This window comes from Mesorhizobium sp. WSM4820 (genome assembly GCF_055811075.1).
The window spans coordinates 188833-204297 of record NZ_JBVVQN010000014.1 but is presented as its reverse complement, the minus strand read 5'-3'; the positions used below and the strand labels follow the sequence as shown (position 1 = coordinate 204297).

At 62.1% G+C, this 15465-nt stretch carries 14 protein-coding genes, 1 tRNA gene and 1 riboswitch; of the genes, 9 read left to right on the top strand and 6 right to left on the bottom strand.

Features of this window, described 5'->3' with window-relative positions:
- The first annotated feature begins 19 nt into the window (after nucleotides 1-19).
- The 3 genes from proS to AC0L2R_RS22730 are packed head-to-tail and all read left to right on the top strand — an operon-like array spanning nucleotide 20 to nucleotide 3311.
- Nucleotides 20-1348 carry a proline--tRNA ligase gene (gene proS / locus AC0L2R_RS22740; protein WP_473511651.1) on the top strand — a complete coding sequence of 443 codons (1329 nt, stop codon included), beginning with the start codon at nucleotides 20-22 and terminating at the stop codon, nucleotides 1346-1348.
- Nucleotides 1345-2631 carry a lipoprotein-releasing ABC transporter permease subunit gene (locus tag AC0L2R_RS22735; protein WP_023798872.1) on the top strand — a complete coding sequence of 429 codons (1287 nt, stop codon included), beginning with the start codon at nucleotides 1345-1347 and terminating at the stop codon, nucleotides 2629-2631. Before proS ends, AC0L2R_RS22735 begins: the two co-directional genes overlap by 4 nt.
- On the top strand, nucleotides 2631-3311 hold the full coding sequence (locus AC0L2R_RS22730) for an ABC transporter ATP-binding protein (RefSeq protein ID WP_036269595.1): 681 nt from the start codon (nucleotides 2631-2633) through the stop codon (nucleotides 3309-3311). Before AC0L2R_RS22735 ends, AC0L2R_RS22730 begins: the two co-directional genes overlap by 1 nt.
- A gap of 334 nt (nucleotides 3312-3645) precedes the next feature.
- On the opposite strand, the gene lipB is transcribed toward AC0L2R_RS22730, so the two are convergent.
- Nucleotides 3646-4389: a lipoyl(octanoyl) transferase LipB gene (lipB, locus tag AC0L2R_RS22725; RefSeq protein ID WP_473511649.1), complete on the bottom strand. Its 744-nt coding sequence runs from the start codon at nucleotides 4387-4389 to the stop codon at nucleotides 3646-3648.
- A gap of 180 nt (nucleotides 4390-4569) precedes the next feature.
- Between lipB and AC0L2R_RS22720 the strand changes: the two genes are divergently transcribed.
- Nucleotides 4570-4654: transfer RNA gene (locus AC0L2R_RS22720), tRNA-Leu, on the top strand.
- A gap of 281 nt (nucleotides 4655-4935) precedes the next feature.
- On the opposite strand, the gene AC0L2R_RS22715 is transcribed toward AC0L2R_RS22720, so the two are convergent.
- Nucleotides 4936-5865, bottom strand: a complete 930-nt coding sequence (locus AC0L2R_RS22715; protein WP_473511648.1) for a dihydrodipicolinate synthase family protein — start codon at nucleotides 5863-5865, stop codon at nucleotides 4936-4938.
- A gap of 410 nt (nucleotides 5866-6275) precedes the next feature.
- On the opposite strand from AC0L2R_RS22715, the gene AC0L2R_RS22710 reads away from it, so the two are divergent.
- Nucleotides 6276-7988 carry a GH32 C-terminal domain-containing protein gene (locus AC0L2R_RS22710; RefSeq protein WP_473511672.1) on the top strand — a complete coding sequence of 571 codons (1713 nt, stop codon included), beginning with the start codon at nucleotides 6276-6278 and terminating at the stop codon, nucleotides 7986-7988.
- A 22-nt stretch (nucleotides 7989-8010) separates the two neighbouring features.
- Here the strand turns inward: AC0L2R_RS22710 and AC0L2R_RS22705 are convergent, their stop codons facing one another.
- Together AC0L2R_RS22705 and AC0L2R_RS22700 are read right to left on the bottom strand one after the other, a co-directional pair.
- On the bottom strand, nucleotides 8011-8766 hold the full coding sequence (locus AC0L2R_RS22705) for an HAD-IIB family hydrolase (protein ID WP_473511647.1): 756 nt from the start codon (nucleotides 8764-8766) through the stop codon (nucleotides 8011-8013).
- Entirely contained in the window at nucleotides 8763-10094 is a 1332-nt protein-coding gene (locus AC0L2R_RS22700; protein ID WP_091594364.1) for a glycosyltransferase, read from the bottom strand. The genes AC0L2R_RS22705 and AC0L2R_RS22700 overlap by 4 nt, the downstream gene beginning before the upstream one ends.
- A 398-nt stretch (nucleotides 10095-10492) precedes the next feature.
- Between AC0L2R_RS22700 and mgtE the strand changes: the two genes are divergently transcribed.
- Together mgtE and AC0L2R_RS22690 are read left to right on the top strand one after the other, a co-directional pair.
- Entirely contained in the window at nucleotides 10493-11905 is a 1413-nt protein-coding gene (gene mgtE, locus AC0L2R_RS22695; protein ID WP_023798879.1) for a magnesium transporter, read from the top strand.
- Nucleotides 11906-12041: 136 nt separating this feature from the next.
- Complete coding sequence (locus tag AC0L2R_RS22690; RefSeq protein ID WP_023685221.1) at nucleotides 12042-12428, top strand: MerR family transcriptional regulator; 387 nt, start codon at nucleotides 12042-12044, stop codon at nucleotides 12426-12428.
- 12 nt (nucleotides 12429-12440) lie between these two features.
- Here AC0L2R_RS22690 and AC0L2R_RS22685 read toward each other — a convergent pair whose 3' ends face one another.
- Both AC0L2R_RS22685 and AC0L2R_RS22680 read right to left on the bottom strand, forming a co-directional pair.
- Nucleotides 12441-12947 carry a methyltransferase family protein gene (locus tag AC0L2R_RS22685; RefSeq protein WP_473511645.1) on the bottom strand — a complete coding sequence of 169 codons (507 nt, stop codon included), beginning with the start codon at nucleotides 12945-12947 and terminating at the stop codon, nucleotides 12441-12443.
- On the bottom strand, nucleotides 12944-13936 hold the full coding sequence (locus AC0L2R_RS22680) for a heparan-alpha-glucosaminide N-acetyltransferase (protein ID WP_473511644.1): 993 nt from the start codon (nucleotides 13934-13936) through the stop codon (nucleotides 12944-12946). Before AC0L2R_RS22680 ends, AC0L2R_RS22685 begins: the two co-directional genes overlap by 4 nt.
- A 301-nt stretch (nucleotides 13937-14237) precedes the next feature.
- Nucleotides 14238-14447, top strand: a riboswitch (cobalamin riboswitch).
- Nucleotides 14448-14484: 37 nt separating this feature from the next.
- Here AC0L2R_RS22680 and AC0L2R_RS22675 point away from each other — a divergent pair.
- Nucleotides 14485-14664 carry a CbtB domain-containing protein gene (locus AC0L2R_RS22675; RefSeq protein ID WP_023798882.1) on the top strand — a complete coding sequence of 60 codons (180 nt, stop codon included), beginning with the start codon at nucleotides 14485-14487 and terminating at the stop codon, nucleotides 14662-14664.
- 15 nt (nucleotides 14665-14679) lie between these two features.
- A complete protein-coding gene (locus tag AC0L2R_RS22670) occupies nucleotides 14680-15444 on the top strand; it encodes a CbtA family protein (protein ID WP_473511642.1) in 765 nt (254 codons plus the stop codon).
- The last annotated feature ends 21 nt before the right edge of the window (nucleotides 15445-15465 follow it).

Below are 15465 nucleotides of genomic sequence, written 5' to 3'. Positions count from 1 at the left end.
CTCTCTCACGGACCGGTCCATGCGTTTGTCGCGCTATTTCCTGCCTATCCTCAAAGAAAATCCGCGCGAGGCTGAAATCGTCTCGCACCGGCTGATGCTGCGCGCCGGCATGATCCGCCAGCAGGGGCAAGGCAGTTTTTCCTGGCTGCCGCTAGGCAAGAGGGTGCTGGACAAGGTCTGCCGGATCGTTCGCGAGGAGCAGGACCGGGCCGGCGCGCTCGAGATCCTGATGCCGACCATCCAGTCGGCCGAGCTGTGGCGCGAAAGCGGCCGCTATGACGACTATGGCAAGGAGATGCTGCGCATCAAGGACCGGCAGGATCGGGACATGCTCTATGGGCCGACCAACGAGGAGGTGGTCACCGAGATTTTTCGCGCCTATGTGAAGTCCTACAAGGATCTGCCGCTCAATCTCTATCACATCCAGTGGAAGTTCCGCGACGAGGTGCGGCCGCGCTTCGGCGTCATGCGCAGCAGAGAGTTCCTGATGAAGGACGCCTATTCCTTCGATCTCGACTTCGAAAGCGCCAGGGCGGCCTATAACAGGATGTTCGTGTCCTATCTCAGGACGTTCACGCGCATGGGGCTGCAGGCAATCCCGATGCGTGCCGATACCGGGCCGATCGGCGGCGACCTCAGCCACGAATTCATCATCCTGGCCGAAACCGGCGAGAGCCAGGTCTATTGCCATCGCGACTATCTCGCACTTGATGTGCCGGGGGCGGACACGGACTTCTCCAACGATGCCGAGATCAGCGACATCGTCAAGAAATGGACGACGCCCTATGCGGCGACCGACGAGATGCACGACGAGGCGGCGTGGGAGAAGGTCGCGACAAGCGACCGGGTCTCGGCGCGCGGCATCGAGGTCGGCCACATCTTCCATTTCGGCGACAAATATTCGAAGCCGATGGGCGCCAAGGTGACCGGGCCCGACGGCAAGGATCATTTTGCTTCCGGAGGTTCCTACGGCATCGGCCCGACGCGGCTGGTCGCGGCGATCATCGAGGCCAGCCACGACGACAACGGCATCATCTGGCCGGAGGCGGTGGCGCCTTTCGACATCGGCCTGATCAATATGAAAGCCGGCGACGCCGACTGCGACCGCATCTGCGATGAACTCTATGCAGCGTTTGTCGCCGTCGGCAAGGACGTGCTTTACGACGACACCGATCAGCGGCCGGGCGGCAAGTTCGCCACAGCCGACCTGATCGGACTGCCGTGGCAGGTGATCGTCGGGCCGCGCGGCGTGGCCGCCGGCGAGGTCGAGATCAAAAACCGCAGGAACGGCGAGCGTGAGACGCTGCCGATCGAAGACGTGAAGAAACGCTTCGGTTTTGCCGGATGAGTGGAGCGGCAGCAGCTAAACCCATGGCCGCCGGAGCTTTTTCCGTGTTTGAACGCATGGTCGCGTGGCGCTATCTGCGCTCGCGCCGCAAGGAGACGGTGATCTCCGTCATTGCCTCGATCTCGTTCCTTGGCATCATGCTGGGCGTCGCCACGCTGATCGTCGTGATGGCTGTCATGAACGGCTTTCGCGCCGAGCTTCTGACGCGCATCCTCGGCGTCAACGGACATCTGATCGTGCAGCCGCTCGACATGCCGCTGGAGGACTATGCGCAGATCGCCGGCCGCATCAACGGCGTGCCCGGCGTCCAATACGCCATTCCGCTGATCGACGGCCAGGTGCTGGCGCAAGGCAATGTCGGCGGCGGGTCGGGGGCGCTGGTGCGCGGCATACGCGGCGAGGACCTGGGCAAGATTTCAATCGTCGCCAACAATATCCAGCAGGGCTCGATCGCCGGCTTCGACACAGGCGAGGGCGTCGCCATCGGCAGCCGCATGGCCGACAATCTCGGTCTTGTGCTCGGCGACACCATCACGCTTATCGCCCCCGACGGCGATGTCACGCCGCTCGGCACGACACCGCGCATGAAGGGCTACCCGATCACGGCGATCTTCGAGGTCGGCATGTCGGAATATGACAGCTCCATCGTCTACATGCCGTTTTCGGAAGCGCAGCTCTATTTCAACATGGATGGCCGGGCCCAGGCGATCGAGATCTATGTCGACAATCCCGACAATGTCGACGCGCTGAAGCCGAAGGTCGAGGAGGCATCGCAGCGGCCGATAACCATGGTCGACTGGCGAGAACGAAACCGGACATTCTTCGATGCGCTGCAAGTGGAGCGCAACGTCATGTTCATGATCCTGACGCTGATCGTGCTGGTTGCGGCGCTCAACATCATTTCGGGGCTGATCATGCTGGTCAAGGACAAGGGCCACGATATCGCCATCCTGCGCACCATGGGCGCCACGCGCGGCGCGATCCTGCGCATCTTCCTGATGACGGGGGCGGCGATCGGCGTGGTGGGCACCCTCGCCGGCGTCCTCCTCGGCGTCGTCATCTGCCTGAACGTCGAGCGCATTCGCCAGTTCTTCTCCTGGCTCGCCGGCGAAAGGCTGTTCAATCCCGAGCTCTATTTCCTGAGCCAGTTGCCTGCCCGCATGGACGCCAGCGAGACGATCTCGGTGGTGCTGATGGCGCTGGTGCTGTCGTTCCTGGCGACGCTGTTTCCGGCATGGCGCGCGGCCAGGCTCGATCCGGTCGAAGCGCTGAGGTACGAATGATGGCCGATGCCATTATCGAGCTGAAGAGCGTCGAGCGGCATTATGTCCAGGGGCCGCGCAAGCTGACCATCCTCAACGGCGCCGATTTTTCGTTGAAGCGCGGTGAGATCGTGGCGCTGGTGGCGCCTTCGGGCACCGGCAAATCGACGCTGTTGCACACCGCCGGACTGCTGGAGCGGCCGGACGCCGGCGATGTCATTCTGGCCGGCCGCGCCTGCGGGCGGCTTTCCGACGACGAGCGAACGGCGATCCGCCGCAACGATGTCGGCTTCGTCTACCAGTTCCATCACCTGCTGCCCGAGTTCACGGCGCTGGAAAACATCATGATGCCGCAACTGATAAAAGGGCTGACGCGCAAGGAGGCTGCCGAGCGGTCGGCGCAACTGCTCGATTACATGCAGATCGGCAAGCGCGCGCAGCACCGGCCGTCAGAACTGTCCGGCGGCGAGCAACAGCGCGTCGCCATCGCGCGCGCCGTCGCCAATGCGCCGCTGGTGCTGCTGGCCGACGAGCCGACCGGCAACCTCGACCCGGTCACCGCCTCCTATGTGTTCGAGGCACTGGGGGCGCTGGTCCGGCAGTCGGGCCTGGCGGCGCTGATCGCCACCCATAATCACGAGCTTGCCTCGCGCATGGACCGTCGCGTCACGCTGGCCGACGGCAAGGTTGTTCCGCTCTAGGTGTGCTGTCTGGCTGCATCTCCCCACGCGCAGCCAGCGCGGAAACAGTGAAATCCGATCTCAACCTTTCCTTAACCGTGCCGAACTGAGCGCCCGAATTTCGCGACACGCTCTGACTGAGGCCGTTGACATTCGAACAAAATCAGAACAAAATACGAACATACTGAAAACAGGAGAGCGTTATGACCGGTCTTGTTCAGGATGTCGTGTCACTGGTGTGCATGAGCACGTTTCTCATTTCCATGGCGATCTGGATCGGAGCGATGTGAGGCAGCGCGCCCGTTCTTCACGGGTGAGGGGCTGCGTCGGAGCTCTGCGGTTCTGCGCCGCCTTGTCAGCCGGCCTTGCGGGCCGTTTCGACAAGCAGAGCTGCGGTGGGTCCGAAGACATCCTCGAAGGCGGATTTCAGCGCGAGGTCGAGATCGGCCATCGTTATGGGAAGGCCGAGATCGACGAGGCTGGTGACACCGTGGTCCTGCACGCCGCACGGCACTATGCCGCTGAAGTGGGCGAGATCCGGCTCGACATTGATGGCGATACCGTGAAAGCTCACCCAGCGCCTCAGCCTGATGCCGATGGCGGCGATCTTGTCCTCGGCGAGCGATCCGTCGGGCCGGGCGGGGCGATCCGGCCGGACCACCCAGACGCCGACACGGTTCTCGCGCCGTTCGCCGCGCACGTTGAAGGCGGCGAGCGTGCCGATGATCCATTGTTCAAGTGCCGCGACGAAGGCGCGGACATCCTCGCGCCGCCGCTTCAGGTCGAGCATCACATAAGCGACCCGCTGGCCCGGCCCATGATAGGTGTATTCGCCGCCGCGCCCAGCTGCGAACACCGGGAAACGGTCGGGCTCGATCAGGTCCTCGATGCGGGCGCTGGTGCCGGCGGTGTAGAGTGGCGGATGCTCTACCAGCCAGACCATCTCGCCGGCGCCGCCGCTTCTGATCGCTTCGGCACGCGCCTCCATCACGGCGAGCGCATCCGGATAGGCGGTGAGGCCGGGTTCGATCCGCCATTCGACCGGCGCCGAACCGGGCAGGGGCAGGAACGACGTGGCGATCTGGCTGCGTTCTGTCATGGTGTGTCTCGTGTCGCCTCACATATGGCGGCAATCGGCTGAAACGTCCAGTTGCGAGCGCGTTTCAGCTCTTTGGAGGGTTATGCCGAAGCCCGGGCAATTATTGCGCGACGCGCCCTTGTTTCGCTGGAAACGATTTGCTACACGCCGCGAGCCGGTTCGTTCCGGCTCCTACCACGTGCGGTCGTGGCGGAATTGGTAGACGCGCAGCGTTGAGGTCGCTGTGGGGCAACCCGTGGAAGTTCGAGTCTTCTCGACCGCACCAGCTTTATCCAATAAGCTATTATTTTTATTGTGCGTTTTTTGTTTCCCTGCAGTCCTTCCAAGACTGTTTGTGCAAACTGAACACTGCGCGAACCCGTTGCTGTTTGGATGCGGAATGCCGCGCCCTGACCGCGTGGTTTGACCCGCCATCATATGCCAGCTGCTTCAAAGACCGAACCGTGCCGCGAAACGGACACGTGGGAATGCTCGGCGAAAAATGCGCTTTCCCCGCAAGCGGCTGTATATTGATGTGATTGCGCGGCAAAATAGCCCGCTAGTGCATTATCTCAAGGCTTGTTTGCGGACGCGACTTTCCAGCCGCATGAGCAAATAGTCGACCTCTTGTCTGGCCGCCGCCGACAATGCACTCCCCGGCTTGCGCTGGGCGTCCGACGCGATGGCGCCGCGCTTCATCATCACATATTTGCGTACCGCAAGTCCCACGCCGGGTTGCTGCTCATAGCGCAGATAGGGCAGGTGGGCGTCGAAAAGATCGTGCGCCTTGTCGCGCTCGCCGGCGGCGGACAGTTTCACCATGTCGACCAGCATGTCGGGGAAGGCGTAGCCGGTCATCGCGCCGTCGGCACCGCGCTCCATCTCGAAATCGAGAAAGAGGCCGCCATTGCCGGTGAGGATGGACAGCGGCCGCAGCGAGCCGTCCTTCTGGAAGCCGCGCAGCGCGCTAATCTTCTCCAGGCCCGGCCAATCCTCGTGCTTGAGCATGAAGCAGGCCGGGTTGTCGGTGACGATGCGGCGGATGACGGCCGGCGTCATGACGACCGTCAGGGTCAGCGGATAGTCCTGCAGGACGAAAGGAACATCCTCGCCGACGGCTTCGGATGCGTTGCGGAAATAGGTGACGATCTGGTCGTCGGTGCGCAGCGCCGGCGGCGGCGCGATCATCACCCCCTGGGCGCCAATCTCCATCGCGGCGCGCGCAAGGTTGCGCATGGCGGCGAAGCCAGGGGCGGAGACGCCGACGATCACCGGCAGCCTGGTGCGCGCCACTATACGTTTGACGATCTCGAGCGATTCGCCGGCGTCGAGTTTTGGGGCCTCACCCATGATGCCGAGGATTGTCATCCCATCGACGCCGCAGCGCTCGTAGAAATCGACCATCGAATCAAGCGATTCCCAGTCGATCTTGCCATCCGCCTCGAACGGCGTCGGGGCAATGGTGTAGACGCCTTTGGTGTCAGCGCCGATGGCCATGAGCTCCTCCTAAATCCAGCTTTCAATCATAGCGCAGGACCGACGGTCCGATCCAACCCGGCAGTCGGTCCGGACGGGCGGGGTCCCGTTCGTCGTTCCATCGTATGCGGACAACTGGTTGGCCGATCTGGACAATGGCTGCACGGGATTGCGCCGCGGGTCGAAACCTGCGGAAAAGAGAAGGTGTTACGCCGTCGGACAATGCAATCATGCTCTGCGAGCCGCCAACCTTCTTACGCCGCGAGTTCAGCAGTTGCAGGCGGTGATCCGTGCGGCGATTGACCTCAAGGACTGTCGATCCTGGGGAATGACTTTGCCAAAGTCAAAATCCAGCCTTAACCTTCTGCAATGCATTCCAGGTCGAGCATCCAGTTTTGCCTGGGAAAGCCGCACGCAACGGAGCCCTATTTATGAGTGACAGCCAGGTAAGGATTGCGGCCGGGAACACCATTCGAAGCCTGCATGCCGATCTGCCGGTCAACGCCACCTTCCATATCTGGCTCAAGGCGACCAGGCCGGACGTTCCAGGCTCGCTGTCGTTTTCCAACGTTCGCGGCAAGTTCGGCGAGGTGAGCGTTATCAACGCCGAAGAGCATGAATTCAGAATTTTTCACGTCTTCGGCGGCGGCAGTGTCGAACTGGATTACGATGCGGATCAGACCTCGGTTTCGGTTGCCTACTGGTTCGCATTGGCCGACGTGCTGGAGACGGGCATTACAGTTCTCCACACCAATCCGGGAAATGCCCCACCGAACATCCCCGACAGCTATCATTTTCGTCCGCCGTTCGGCTGGATGAACGATCCGAACGGATTTGGCCGGTTTGGAGGCCGCCCACATCTGTTCTATCAGCATTATTCGCATGGCCTTCGCTGGAACACGATGCATTGGGGGCACGCCGTCTCTTCGGATTATTTGCGGTGGCGTCACATGCCCATCTTCCTGTTTCCGTCGGAAGATCTCACCGCCAGGCCCGACAAACGGGGCGGCGCCTATTCCGGCTCGGCCATCCCGCTTGCCGATGGCCCGGGCATTCGCGTCTTTTTCACCGAGCAGGTACAGGACCGTATCCCGGAACAGCAGATCCAACTCACGGCCACTTCCAGCGACCTCATCATGGCGGGAGACGCGCACGTCATCCTGCCATACCGCCCGCTTGACCAGGGATTGACAGCGGATTTTCGGGACCCCTACGTCTTTAGGGGACCGGATGGCCTTTGGAAAATGCTGCTGGGCAGCCAGAGCGATGAAGGCGGCGTTGTCCTGCTCTACGAAACCCTTGACCATACGGCAGCCACCGGATGGACGTATGTCGGCAAGCTTCTGGTCGAGAAACACTATCGGACGACGGCGATCGAATGTCCCTGTCTGCTGCCGCTCGACGGGCCTGCGACCGATCCAGCGACGCGCTGGGTTCTGATTCTCGGGTTGATGAACAGTGAGGACCGGTCGACCCGGCGCAAGAACCTGACAATGGCCATTGTCGGTTGGTTCGATGGTCGGACCTTTGCCAAGGAATTCGAACAGGAACTGGACTTCGGGACGGATAATTACGCCTTCCAGGCCTTCGCCGACGGCGATGCCATTGTCGGCATAGGCTGGCTTGCCAACTGGGCCGACACCGGGCCGGCAATCGATTTCCCCACAGCCATGACGTTGCCTCGCAATATCCATCTGTCTGCAGGCGAGTTGCACACCCCGCCCATCGGCGCTGCCGAGAGCCTGCGGAGCCATATTCTGGACCGGACACGCCTCGCAGCCGGAGAGCAGGTAAGCTTTATCAACGGCGCCGTCGAAATCCTGTTCGAGCTGGATAAGCCCGGTGCCCATTTCCACTTGAAGCTGCAACATCCAACTGTCCGGCTCGAGGTTGTCGTCGACGACGAGGGACTTGCCATTCGTCATGGAGACGACGCAGTGGAATCCCCTCACTATATTGCCAAGGGAGCCCGTCCAAAACGGCTGCGGATATTCCTCGACTACGGGTCGATCGAGGTTTTTGCGGATCGCGGTCGTTGGGCTGGCACGAAGCGGATCAGCGGTTTTGAGCCGGTGCAATCGGCACGTCTCATCGCCGAAACGGGCGCCGTACTACACGCGACGGTATGGGCGCTCAAACCGTGACAAGGAGATGAATATTTCCAGTTCAGGATCGGGCGTCCGCAAACACCGACCAATGAACGAGGCCTTCGACGACGCCAAGGGCGAACTGTTCCTTGGCGCTGTAGATCAGCGGGTTGGCCCGCGCCATGTCAAGCAGTTCGGGAAGCGCATTGGCAACGACAATCCCGCGCGCACCGGGCAGCTCGAACATGCTGCGGTCGTTGTTGGTATCGCCGGCGACGACCACCTCATCCAGGCCGATGCCGAGCTCATTGCACAGCCAGGCCAGCGCCTGGCCCTTGTCTGCTGAGCGCGGCAGGATGTCGAGATCGCGTCCGCTCGAATAGACCATCGTCACCGACAGGCCGGCCTCGGCCAAAGCGCGCTCGATGCTGGCAAGGGTTTCGGGACTTGCGTCGAGCAGGTACCAGCTCGATTTGAAGGCGTGCTGATAGCCGTCGGGCTGGCGGACGGTGTCTTTGAGCGACCCGAGCACCGCATCGACCTTTTCAAGCGACCAGCCTTCCGAAAACCTTTGGGCAAAATGCCCGAGAACAGAGGTGTGCCGCGGACCGGCGAGCATCGTGCCGACACCGCCGATCACATAGTCCGGCGCTGGCAGGCCGACTTCGTCGACGAAGTTCAAGATGTCGTCGGCCAGGCGACCGCTGTTGTAGACGAGAACCGGCCGGTGCTCGGGATCGAGCGCCTCCCATTTCAACCGAAAGCGTGACGTCGCCGGCGCGTCGCCCGCCAGGGTCCCGTCGAGATCACTCGACAAAAGCGCGATCGGTTTCAATCGCCGTCGTTCCACGGCTCGTCCCAGTCATGATCGTCGACCGCCTTCAGCACCGGGCGGCCTTCGACAAGGCTGACCAGCTGCTGGGCGATGCCGGTCCAGGTGAACAGGCTGCGCGCCTTGTGCGCGCCCATGCGGCCCAGGCGGCCGTAGAGGCGCTGGTGCTTCATCGGCTTGACGATGGTGATGCCGAGATCTTCCTTGTCGAACGGATCGCCAAAAAGCGCGTGCCGGCCATAGCTGATCCCGCGATAGAGGCCACCATGGATCGTAACCACGGTCGGCGTTCCGCAGGCCATTGCCTCGATCGCGGTCATGCCGAACGGCTCGTAGCGGCTCGACAGGACGAACATGTCCGCCGCCCGATAGGTGTCGGCCAGGTCCTCGTCGGCAACATAGCCGGAGAAGACGACACGATCCTGCAAGCCTAGCTGTTCGACCTGTTGCTTGAGCTGGTTGAGGATCTTCTGTTCCTGCTCGTCCATGTTCTCGCCGCCGACAGCGAGCCTCAGGACCGCATCCGGCACACGCGGCGCCACCACTGAAAACGCATCGATCAGCAGGTCGTAGCCCTTGTTGGTGGCGAGCCGGCCGAGCGCCAGGACCGTTCGCCCTTCGAAGCCGAGCCGATGGCGGATCAACCGGCGAGACGCCTCGCTGACCGGGAAGAACCGGTTGTCGTCGTAACCGGGCGGGATCATGTGCACGCGGTCGCGCTCGAGGCTGTAGTCCTCGACCAGCATGTCGACCTGCGGCGGCGTTGTTGCGATCACCATGGCGCAGCTTCGATAGATGATCGTCTCGTGCTTGATGCGCTCGCTGAAATTGAACTCGGCCTCGAATGTATCGGCCTTGTCAGGGTAGTCCGTCTTCATCTGGCGCTGCTTCCAGATGCCAAGCGAATGCGGCGTATGGATGTGCGGGACAGTGAGCGCTTCCGACAGTCGCTGCCCCGCCACGCCCGCATCCCAGTAGTGAGAGTTGATGAAGTCGTAGGAGAGGTTTTCCCGGCGAATCAGGCGCAGCGCGTTTTCACACCACTCGAGAAGGTGGCGGTGGAGATATTCCTTCGGAATAAAATCGGGTCCGCCACAGGCGACACGCAGGACGCGAACCCCGTCGGCCACGTCATCGACAGGAGGCTGGTCTTCAAATCGTCGCGTCCAGATATCGACGGCATAACCCAACTGGGCCAGCTTTTTGGCAAGTTCCAAGACATAGACCACCTGTCCGCCGGTATCGGCCGCGCCCAGGGGCGGGTTGGCTGCTACGTAGCCGTGGGTTGAAATGAGAGCAATTCGAGGTATCGCCGCATCCGAGTCCGGCATCTGTATCCTTCTCTACGATTGATCTGCGCACGCCGCAGCATGCACAAGTTGGATTATATAAGGTTTCCAGCCGCCATCCGCAAATGTCGAAAGCGTCGGGCGGCCGCCAGGCTGGTGGCACGTCGGTGAGAATATTGACTCCGCCCGCAATGGTAGCCTCCCAGAGACGCCGATAGGGAACATACCGAGGAGCCTCGGCGTGACGATGATGGGAGCCGGACAAGACATTGTGCGATTGGTCGATGATTGCGCCCGCGGACATCGACTTCGAAATCTGACGGACGCTGTAGCAATTTGACGCTGCTCATGATCCTTTCTGGAAATCGATTCCGATTTCCATGGTCATGCGCTAGACCTAACACGCAGCTTTTCCGGAATTCTGATGGCGGGAGGCGCTGGTGGAAGGCCAGGACGAACAGACGACCGGCGCCAGGACTGCTGAGGACAGCGCCGACATCTATGGCGAGGACGGCGCCATTCTGTCGTCGTTCCTTGCCCAGATCGGCGCCGCGATCGCCGATCGCGACACGCTGACGCTGAAGCGTGAAGTCGACGACCTGCACCAATCGGAACTCGGCGACCTGATCGAGGCGCTTCATCCAGAACAGCGCCGCGCGCTGGTCGAATTGTTGGGCGCCGACTTCGATTTTTCCGCGCTGACCGAGGTCGACGAGGCTATCCGCCGCGACATTGTCGACAGCCTGCCCAACGCCCAGATTGCCCAGGGTGTGCAGGACCTCGATTCTGACGACGCGGTCTACATTCTCGAGGATCTCGAAAAGGAAGACCAGGACGAGATCCTGTCGCAATTGCCGTTCACCGAGCGGATCAGGCTGCGCCGCTCGCTCGACTATCCCGAAGAGACCGCCGGTCGCCGCATGCAGACCGAGTTCGTCGCGGTGCCGCCATTCTGGACGATCGGCCAGACCATCGACTACATGCGCGAGGACAACAACCTTCCCGACCGCTTCAGCCAGATTTTCGTCATCGATCCGAGCTTCAAGCTGCTCGGCGCCATCGACCTCGACCAGATCCTGCGCACCAAGCGCTCGATCAAGGTCGAAGAGGTGATGCATGAGACCAGGCACGCCATTCCGGCGACGATGGACCAGGAGGAGGCGGCGCGCGAGTTCGAACAATACGACCTTCTCTCCGCTGCCGTCGTCGACGAGAACGAGCGGCTGGTCGGCGTGCTGACCATCGACGACGTGGTCGACGTCATCCAGCAGGAAGCCGAGGAGGATCTGCTGCGCATGGGTGGTGTCGGCGACGAAGAATTGTCGGACAGCATCCTTTCGACCTCGCGCTCGCGCGTTCCGTGGCTGCTCGTCAACCTTTTGACAGCGTTCCTGGCGGCCTCGGTGATCGGCCTGTTCGACCGCACGATCGAGCACATCGTGGCGCTGGCCGTGCTGATGCCGATCGTGGCAGGCATGGGCGGCAATGCCGGCTCGCAAACCATGACGGTCACGGTGCGGGCGCTGGCGACCAGGGACCTCGACATCTACAATGCCGGCCGCATCATCCGCCGCGAGATGGGGGTGGGCTTCATCAACGGCATCATCTTCGCCATCCTGATCGGCATCGTCGCGGCCGCCTGGTTCCGCGATCCCAACCTGGGCGGCATCATCGCCGCGGCGATGATCATCAACATGTTCGTGGCGGCACTTGCCGGCATCCTGATCCCGCTGCTGCTCGACCGGTTCAAGATCGACCCGGCCGTGGCTTCGGCGGTTTTCGTCACGACGGTCACCGACGTCGTCGGCTTCTTTGCCTTTCTCGGCCTCGCCACATGGTGGTTCGGCGTGTGAGCGACGCCTACTCAATTGACTTTTACGTAAATGCCATGCGAGATTTTGGAACAGCCTCCGGCCGATTCTGAAACGCGTGCGGATAGCGAGGCCGCATGGTTGGAACCCGCAGCGCGGCCGGGAATTTGGAGTGATGATGCGGGAATATTATTCGATAACCGAACTGACCCGCGAATTCGACGTTTCGACGCGGACGCTGCGCTTCTACGAGGACGAGGGGCTGGTGCAGCCGGTGCGGCGCGGCCGCACGCGGCTATTTCGCCCGTCGGACCGGCATCTGATCCGCCAGATCATGCGTGGCAAGAGGCTCGGCTTTTCGATCAACGAGATCCGCGAAATCATCCAGATGTACAAGGAGCCGCCCGGCGAGGTCGGTCAGCTCAACCTGATGATCAAGCGCATCGAGGAAAAGCGCGAGGATCTGCGCCAGAAGCGCCGCGACCTCGAAGAAACCTTGGCTGAACTGGACCAGGCCGAGGAATCCTGCGTCGAGCGGCTGGTGGAACTCGGCGTCAACACCTGATCGGTTGCCGCCTCAAATCCAGCGCCGCACCCTTTTTGCGTAATCCCGGTATTTCTTGCCGAATTTCGTTGCCAGAACCTTTTCCTCGCCCTCGATCGCCATTTTCTGCGTTGCGAAGGCGGCGATGATCGCCAGCGGCAGGAACCATACGTTCCCCGAGATAAGGGCGACGCCGATCATCAGCAGCGTGTTGGCCAGATAGATCGGATTGCGGCTGACGGCGAAGGGGCCCGATGTAACCAGATGGTCCGGCACGGCGTTCGGGTGGAGCGTCGTCTTTGCCCGGATCATGATGCGGATCGCCGTGAACCAGAGTGCGACGACGCCCAACAATGCCACCCAGCCGGCCGCGAACAGGATGTCGCCCAAAAGGCCGCCGATCCATGGCAGCGGATAAAGCAAGCCAAGCGCGATGCTGACGGCGATGGCCGCGACATAGATCAGCGGCGGCCACGGTATAAACCCCGGTTTTTGCTGTCCCGGTTTCTGTTGGCCCGGTTTCTGCTGATGGTCGGTCATTGTGCTCCTCCCTCCATCAAAGTGCCGTCGGCCTTGGCGGTGCAGGCGCCGGCGAGCTCGTCGAGATGCGCCTTCCATTCCGCAGCCTGGTCGTTGCGGTAGAGCCGATCAAGCGTGGCCTCGCCCTCGAGCGTATTGAGCATGCAGACACAATAGCTGCTGCAGAACTCCGTGTCGCGCGATTGCTCGCACGATGCCTGGCACTCTTTCAGGAAGGTGACCTGCCTGGTTTCGACGGCTGCCGGCATGACTTGCGAAATCAGCCAGACCGAGCCGATCAGCACCGGCTGGTGGATCAGATAGAAGGCGAGGCTGTGCCGGCCGATAAAGACCAGCGGATTAGTCCAGCGGCCGGGCGTCAGGCCCGCCAGCCGCGTCAGCACGCCGGAGGCGAAGGCGAGTTTTGCCGCCGCGATACCGACAAGCACAGCGCCGAACCATGGAAACAGCGGGACATAATCGTTGGAGCGCGGGTTGGTTGCCGACAGGCCGACCCACCACAGGGCCGGATGATCGAAGATCTCGGACCTGAGGTAGAGCGGCGCGGTGATGACGAAAGCTGCGACAACCAGCGTCAGCAGCGCCGGCAGCCGCAGAAACGCCAGGCCGAGCAGGCTGGCGAGCGCGATCTCGTGCAGGATGCCGAAGAAGATGAAACTGTCGGGGGTGGCAAGCCTGGTAGCGGCCGATATGGCGAGCGCCGCCCCGCCGACCATGGCGAAGCGTTTCCAGAAGCCGCTCCAGCGGATTTGCTTGCCATGGGCGAGGAACAGGCTGACGCCGACCAGGAACAGGAAGGTCGAAGCGATGCAGCGCGCGTAGAATTTCCACCAGCCAAAGGCGGTCAGGCCGGGATCGGTGTAGCCGAAGAATTCGAGATCCCAGGTGAAATGGTAGCTCGCCATGGCAAGCAAAGCGAAGCCGCGGGCGACGTCGATGGCGATGATGCGCCTGGATCGGTCCTGAACGGCCGGCGTAGGAATGGTCATGGTCTCGCAATTCTGATTCAGTGCTGCAAGACGACTATCATGGTTGCCCCGGACAAAAGAAGACAGGCGCCGCCCTTCTTCCTTCTCCCCTTGTGGGAGAAGGTGGATTGGCGCGCAGCGCCAAGACGGAAGAGGGGTGCTGGCCGGAGCGCTGTTGGTGCCAAGCTGGAACACCCCTCATCCGACCTCGCTTCGCGAGGCCACCTTCTCCCACAAGGGGAGAAGGAAGAGCCCACGAGAGACGGCGCATTCGCGCTGCTAGCTGGCGGAATTTGGTTTGCCGGGCGCGGCGATTCTGCCTATAGTCGCAGCCGTCGTCGGTTCCGTTTTGGAACCAAGAGGGAATGCGGTAGGGGCAAAATTCGCCCGATGCCGTGGCTGCCCCCGCAACTGTGTGCGGTAGTCCTCTCCATATGCCACTGAAGATTTTCTTCGGGAAGAGCTTCTTCGGGAAGGTGGGGAAGGGCGCTGATCCGCGAGCCAGGAGACCTGCCGGCGACAGGAGAACTGACTTCTATGCCCTCGGGTGGAGGGCGAAAGGACAAGACATGAATACCGCTTCCGTCTCGCTCGGCGCTTCCGTCTCCTCGCAGTCGCGCTTCGTGCAGTTGGCGCTTGCTGCATTTCTCGGCGTTTTCGTCATGGGCTTTGTCGGCTTCTCGCATATCGATGCGGTCCACAATGCCGCCCACGACTATCGCCATTCGATGGGCTTTCCCTGCCACTGACGAGGGGCTGACACCATGACACTGTTTCGCAACGTCGTGTTCATCGCGGCGATCGCAGGGCTAGTGGCCGGCGTCGTTCTCGCCTGCATGCAGGCCTACGCCACGGTGCCACTCATCCTCAAGGCGGAAGTCTACGAACAGGCCGGCGGTGGTCACACGCATGACCATGGTTTGTCGCCGGCCACAGCAGGCAGCAATGCCATGAGCAGCGCCGTGCCGGCTGAAGCAGCCACCGCGGAAGAGGAAGGCTGGGCGCCTGCCGATGGCTTCGAGCGCTTCGCCTTCAACGTCGTTGCCAACGTCGTCACCGGCATCGGCTTTGCGCTGATCCTGGTCGCCGCTTCGGAATTCGCCGGCGGCATCGGCAATTGGCGACAGGGCCTGTTCTGGGGCCTTGCCGGCTTTGCCGTGTTCACGCTGGCCCCGAACCTTGGCCTGCCGCCCGAACTGCCGGCGATGCCGCCGGCCGATCTCGCCCAGCGCCAGATCTGGTGGACGGCGACGGTGGTGGCGAGCGCTGCCGGTCTCGGCCTGCTCGCCTTTCGCAAGTCATTGCCGCTGGCGGTGATTGCCGTGGCGTTGATCGTGGCGCCGCATATTGTCGGCGCGCCGCAGCCCGACAGTTTCGAATCGCCGATCCCGGAAGGCCTGCACCACCAGTTCGTGGTGGCGGTGACGCTGACCAATCTGGTGTTCTGGCTGGTACTCGGCGCTGCCGTCGGCTTGGTGCGCGGCCGCTTGACCGGCACCGCAACCGGCCTGCGCGATAGCCTTGCCTGATCGCGCTGCTCCAGGCAGCAA

Bases quoted from the DNA above. Each gene is read 5' to 3' on its own strand.
- AC0L2R_RS22735 (WP_023798872.1), top strand. From the start codon at position 1,345: ATGAGTGGAGCGGCAGCAGCTAAACCCATGGCCGCCGGAGCTTTTTCC.
- AC0L2R_RS22680 (WP_473511644.1), bottom strand. From the start codon at position 13,936: ATGACCATTCCTACGCCGGCCGTTCAGGACCGATCCAGGCGCATCATC.
- AC0L2R_RS22700 (WP_091594364.1), bottom strand. From the start codon at position 10,094: ATGCCGGACTCGGATGCGGCGATACCTCGAATTGCTCTCATTTCAACC.
- proS (WP_473511651.1), top strand. From the start codon at position 20: ATGCGTTTGTCGCGCTATTTCCTGCCTATCCTCAAAGAAAATCCGCGC.
- AC0L2R_RS22730 (WP_036269595.1), top strand. From the start codon at position 2,631: ATGGCCGATGCCATTATCGAGCTGAAGAGCGTCGAGCGGCATTATGTC.
- AC0L2R_RS22685 (WP_473511645.1), bottom strand. From the start codon at position 12,947: ATGACCGACCATCAGCAGAAACCGGGCCAACAGAAACCGGGACAGCAA.
- lipB (WP_473511649.1), bottom strand. From the start codon at position 4,389: ATGACAGAACGCAGCCAGATCGCCACGTCGTTCCTGCCCCTGCCCGGT.
- AC0L2R_RS22690 (WP_023685221.1), top strand. From the start codon at position 12,042: ATGCGGGAATATTATTCGATAACCGAACTGACCCGCGAATTCGACGTT.
- AC0L2R_RS22715 (WP_473511648.1), bottom strand. From the start codon at position 5,865: ATGGCCATCGGCGCTGACACCAAAGGCGTCTACACCATTGCCCCGACG.
- AC0L2R_RS22710 (WP_473511672.1), top strand. From the start codon at position 6,276: ATGAGTGACAGCCAGGTAAGGATTGCGGCCGGGAACACCATTCGAAGC.
- AC0L2R_RS22670 (WP_473511642.1), top strand. From the start codon at position 14,680: ATGACACTGTTTCGCAACGTCGTGTTCATCGCGGCGATCGCAGGGCTA.
- AC0L2R_RS22675 (WP_023798882.1), top strand. From the start codon at position 14,485: ATGAATACCGCTTCCGTCTCGCTCGGCGCTTCCGTCTCCTCGCAGTCG.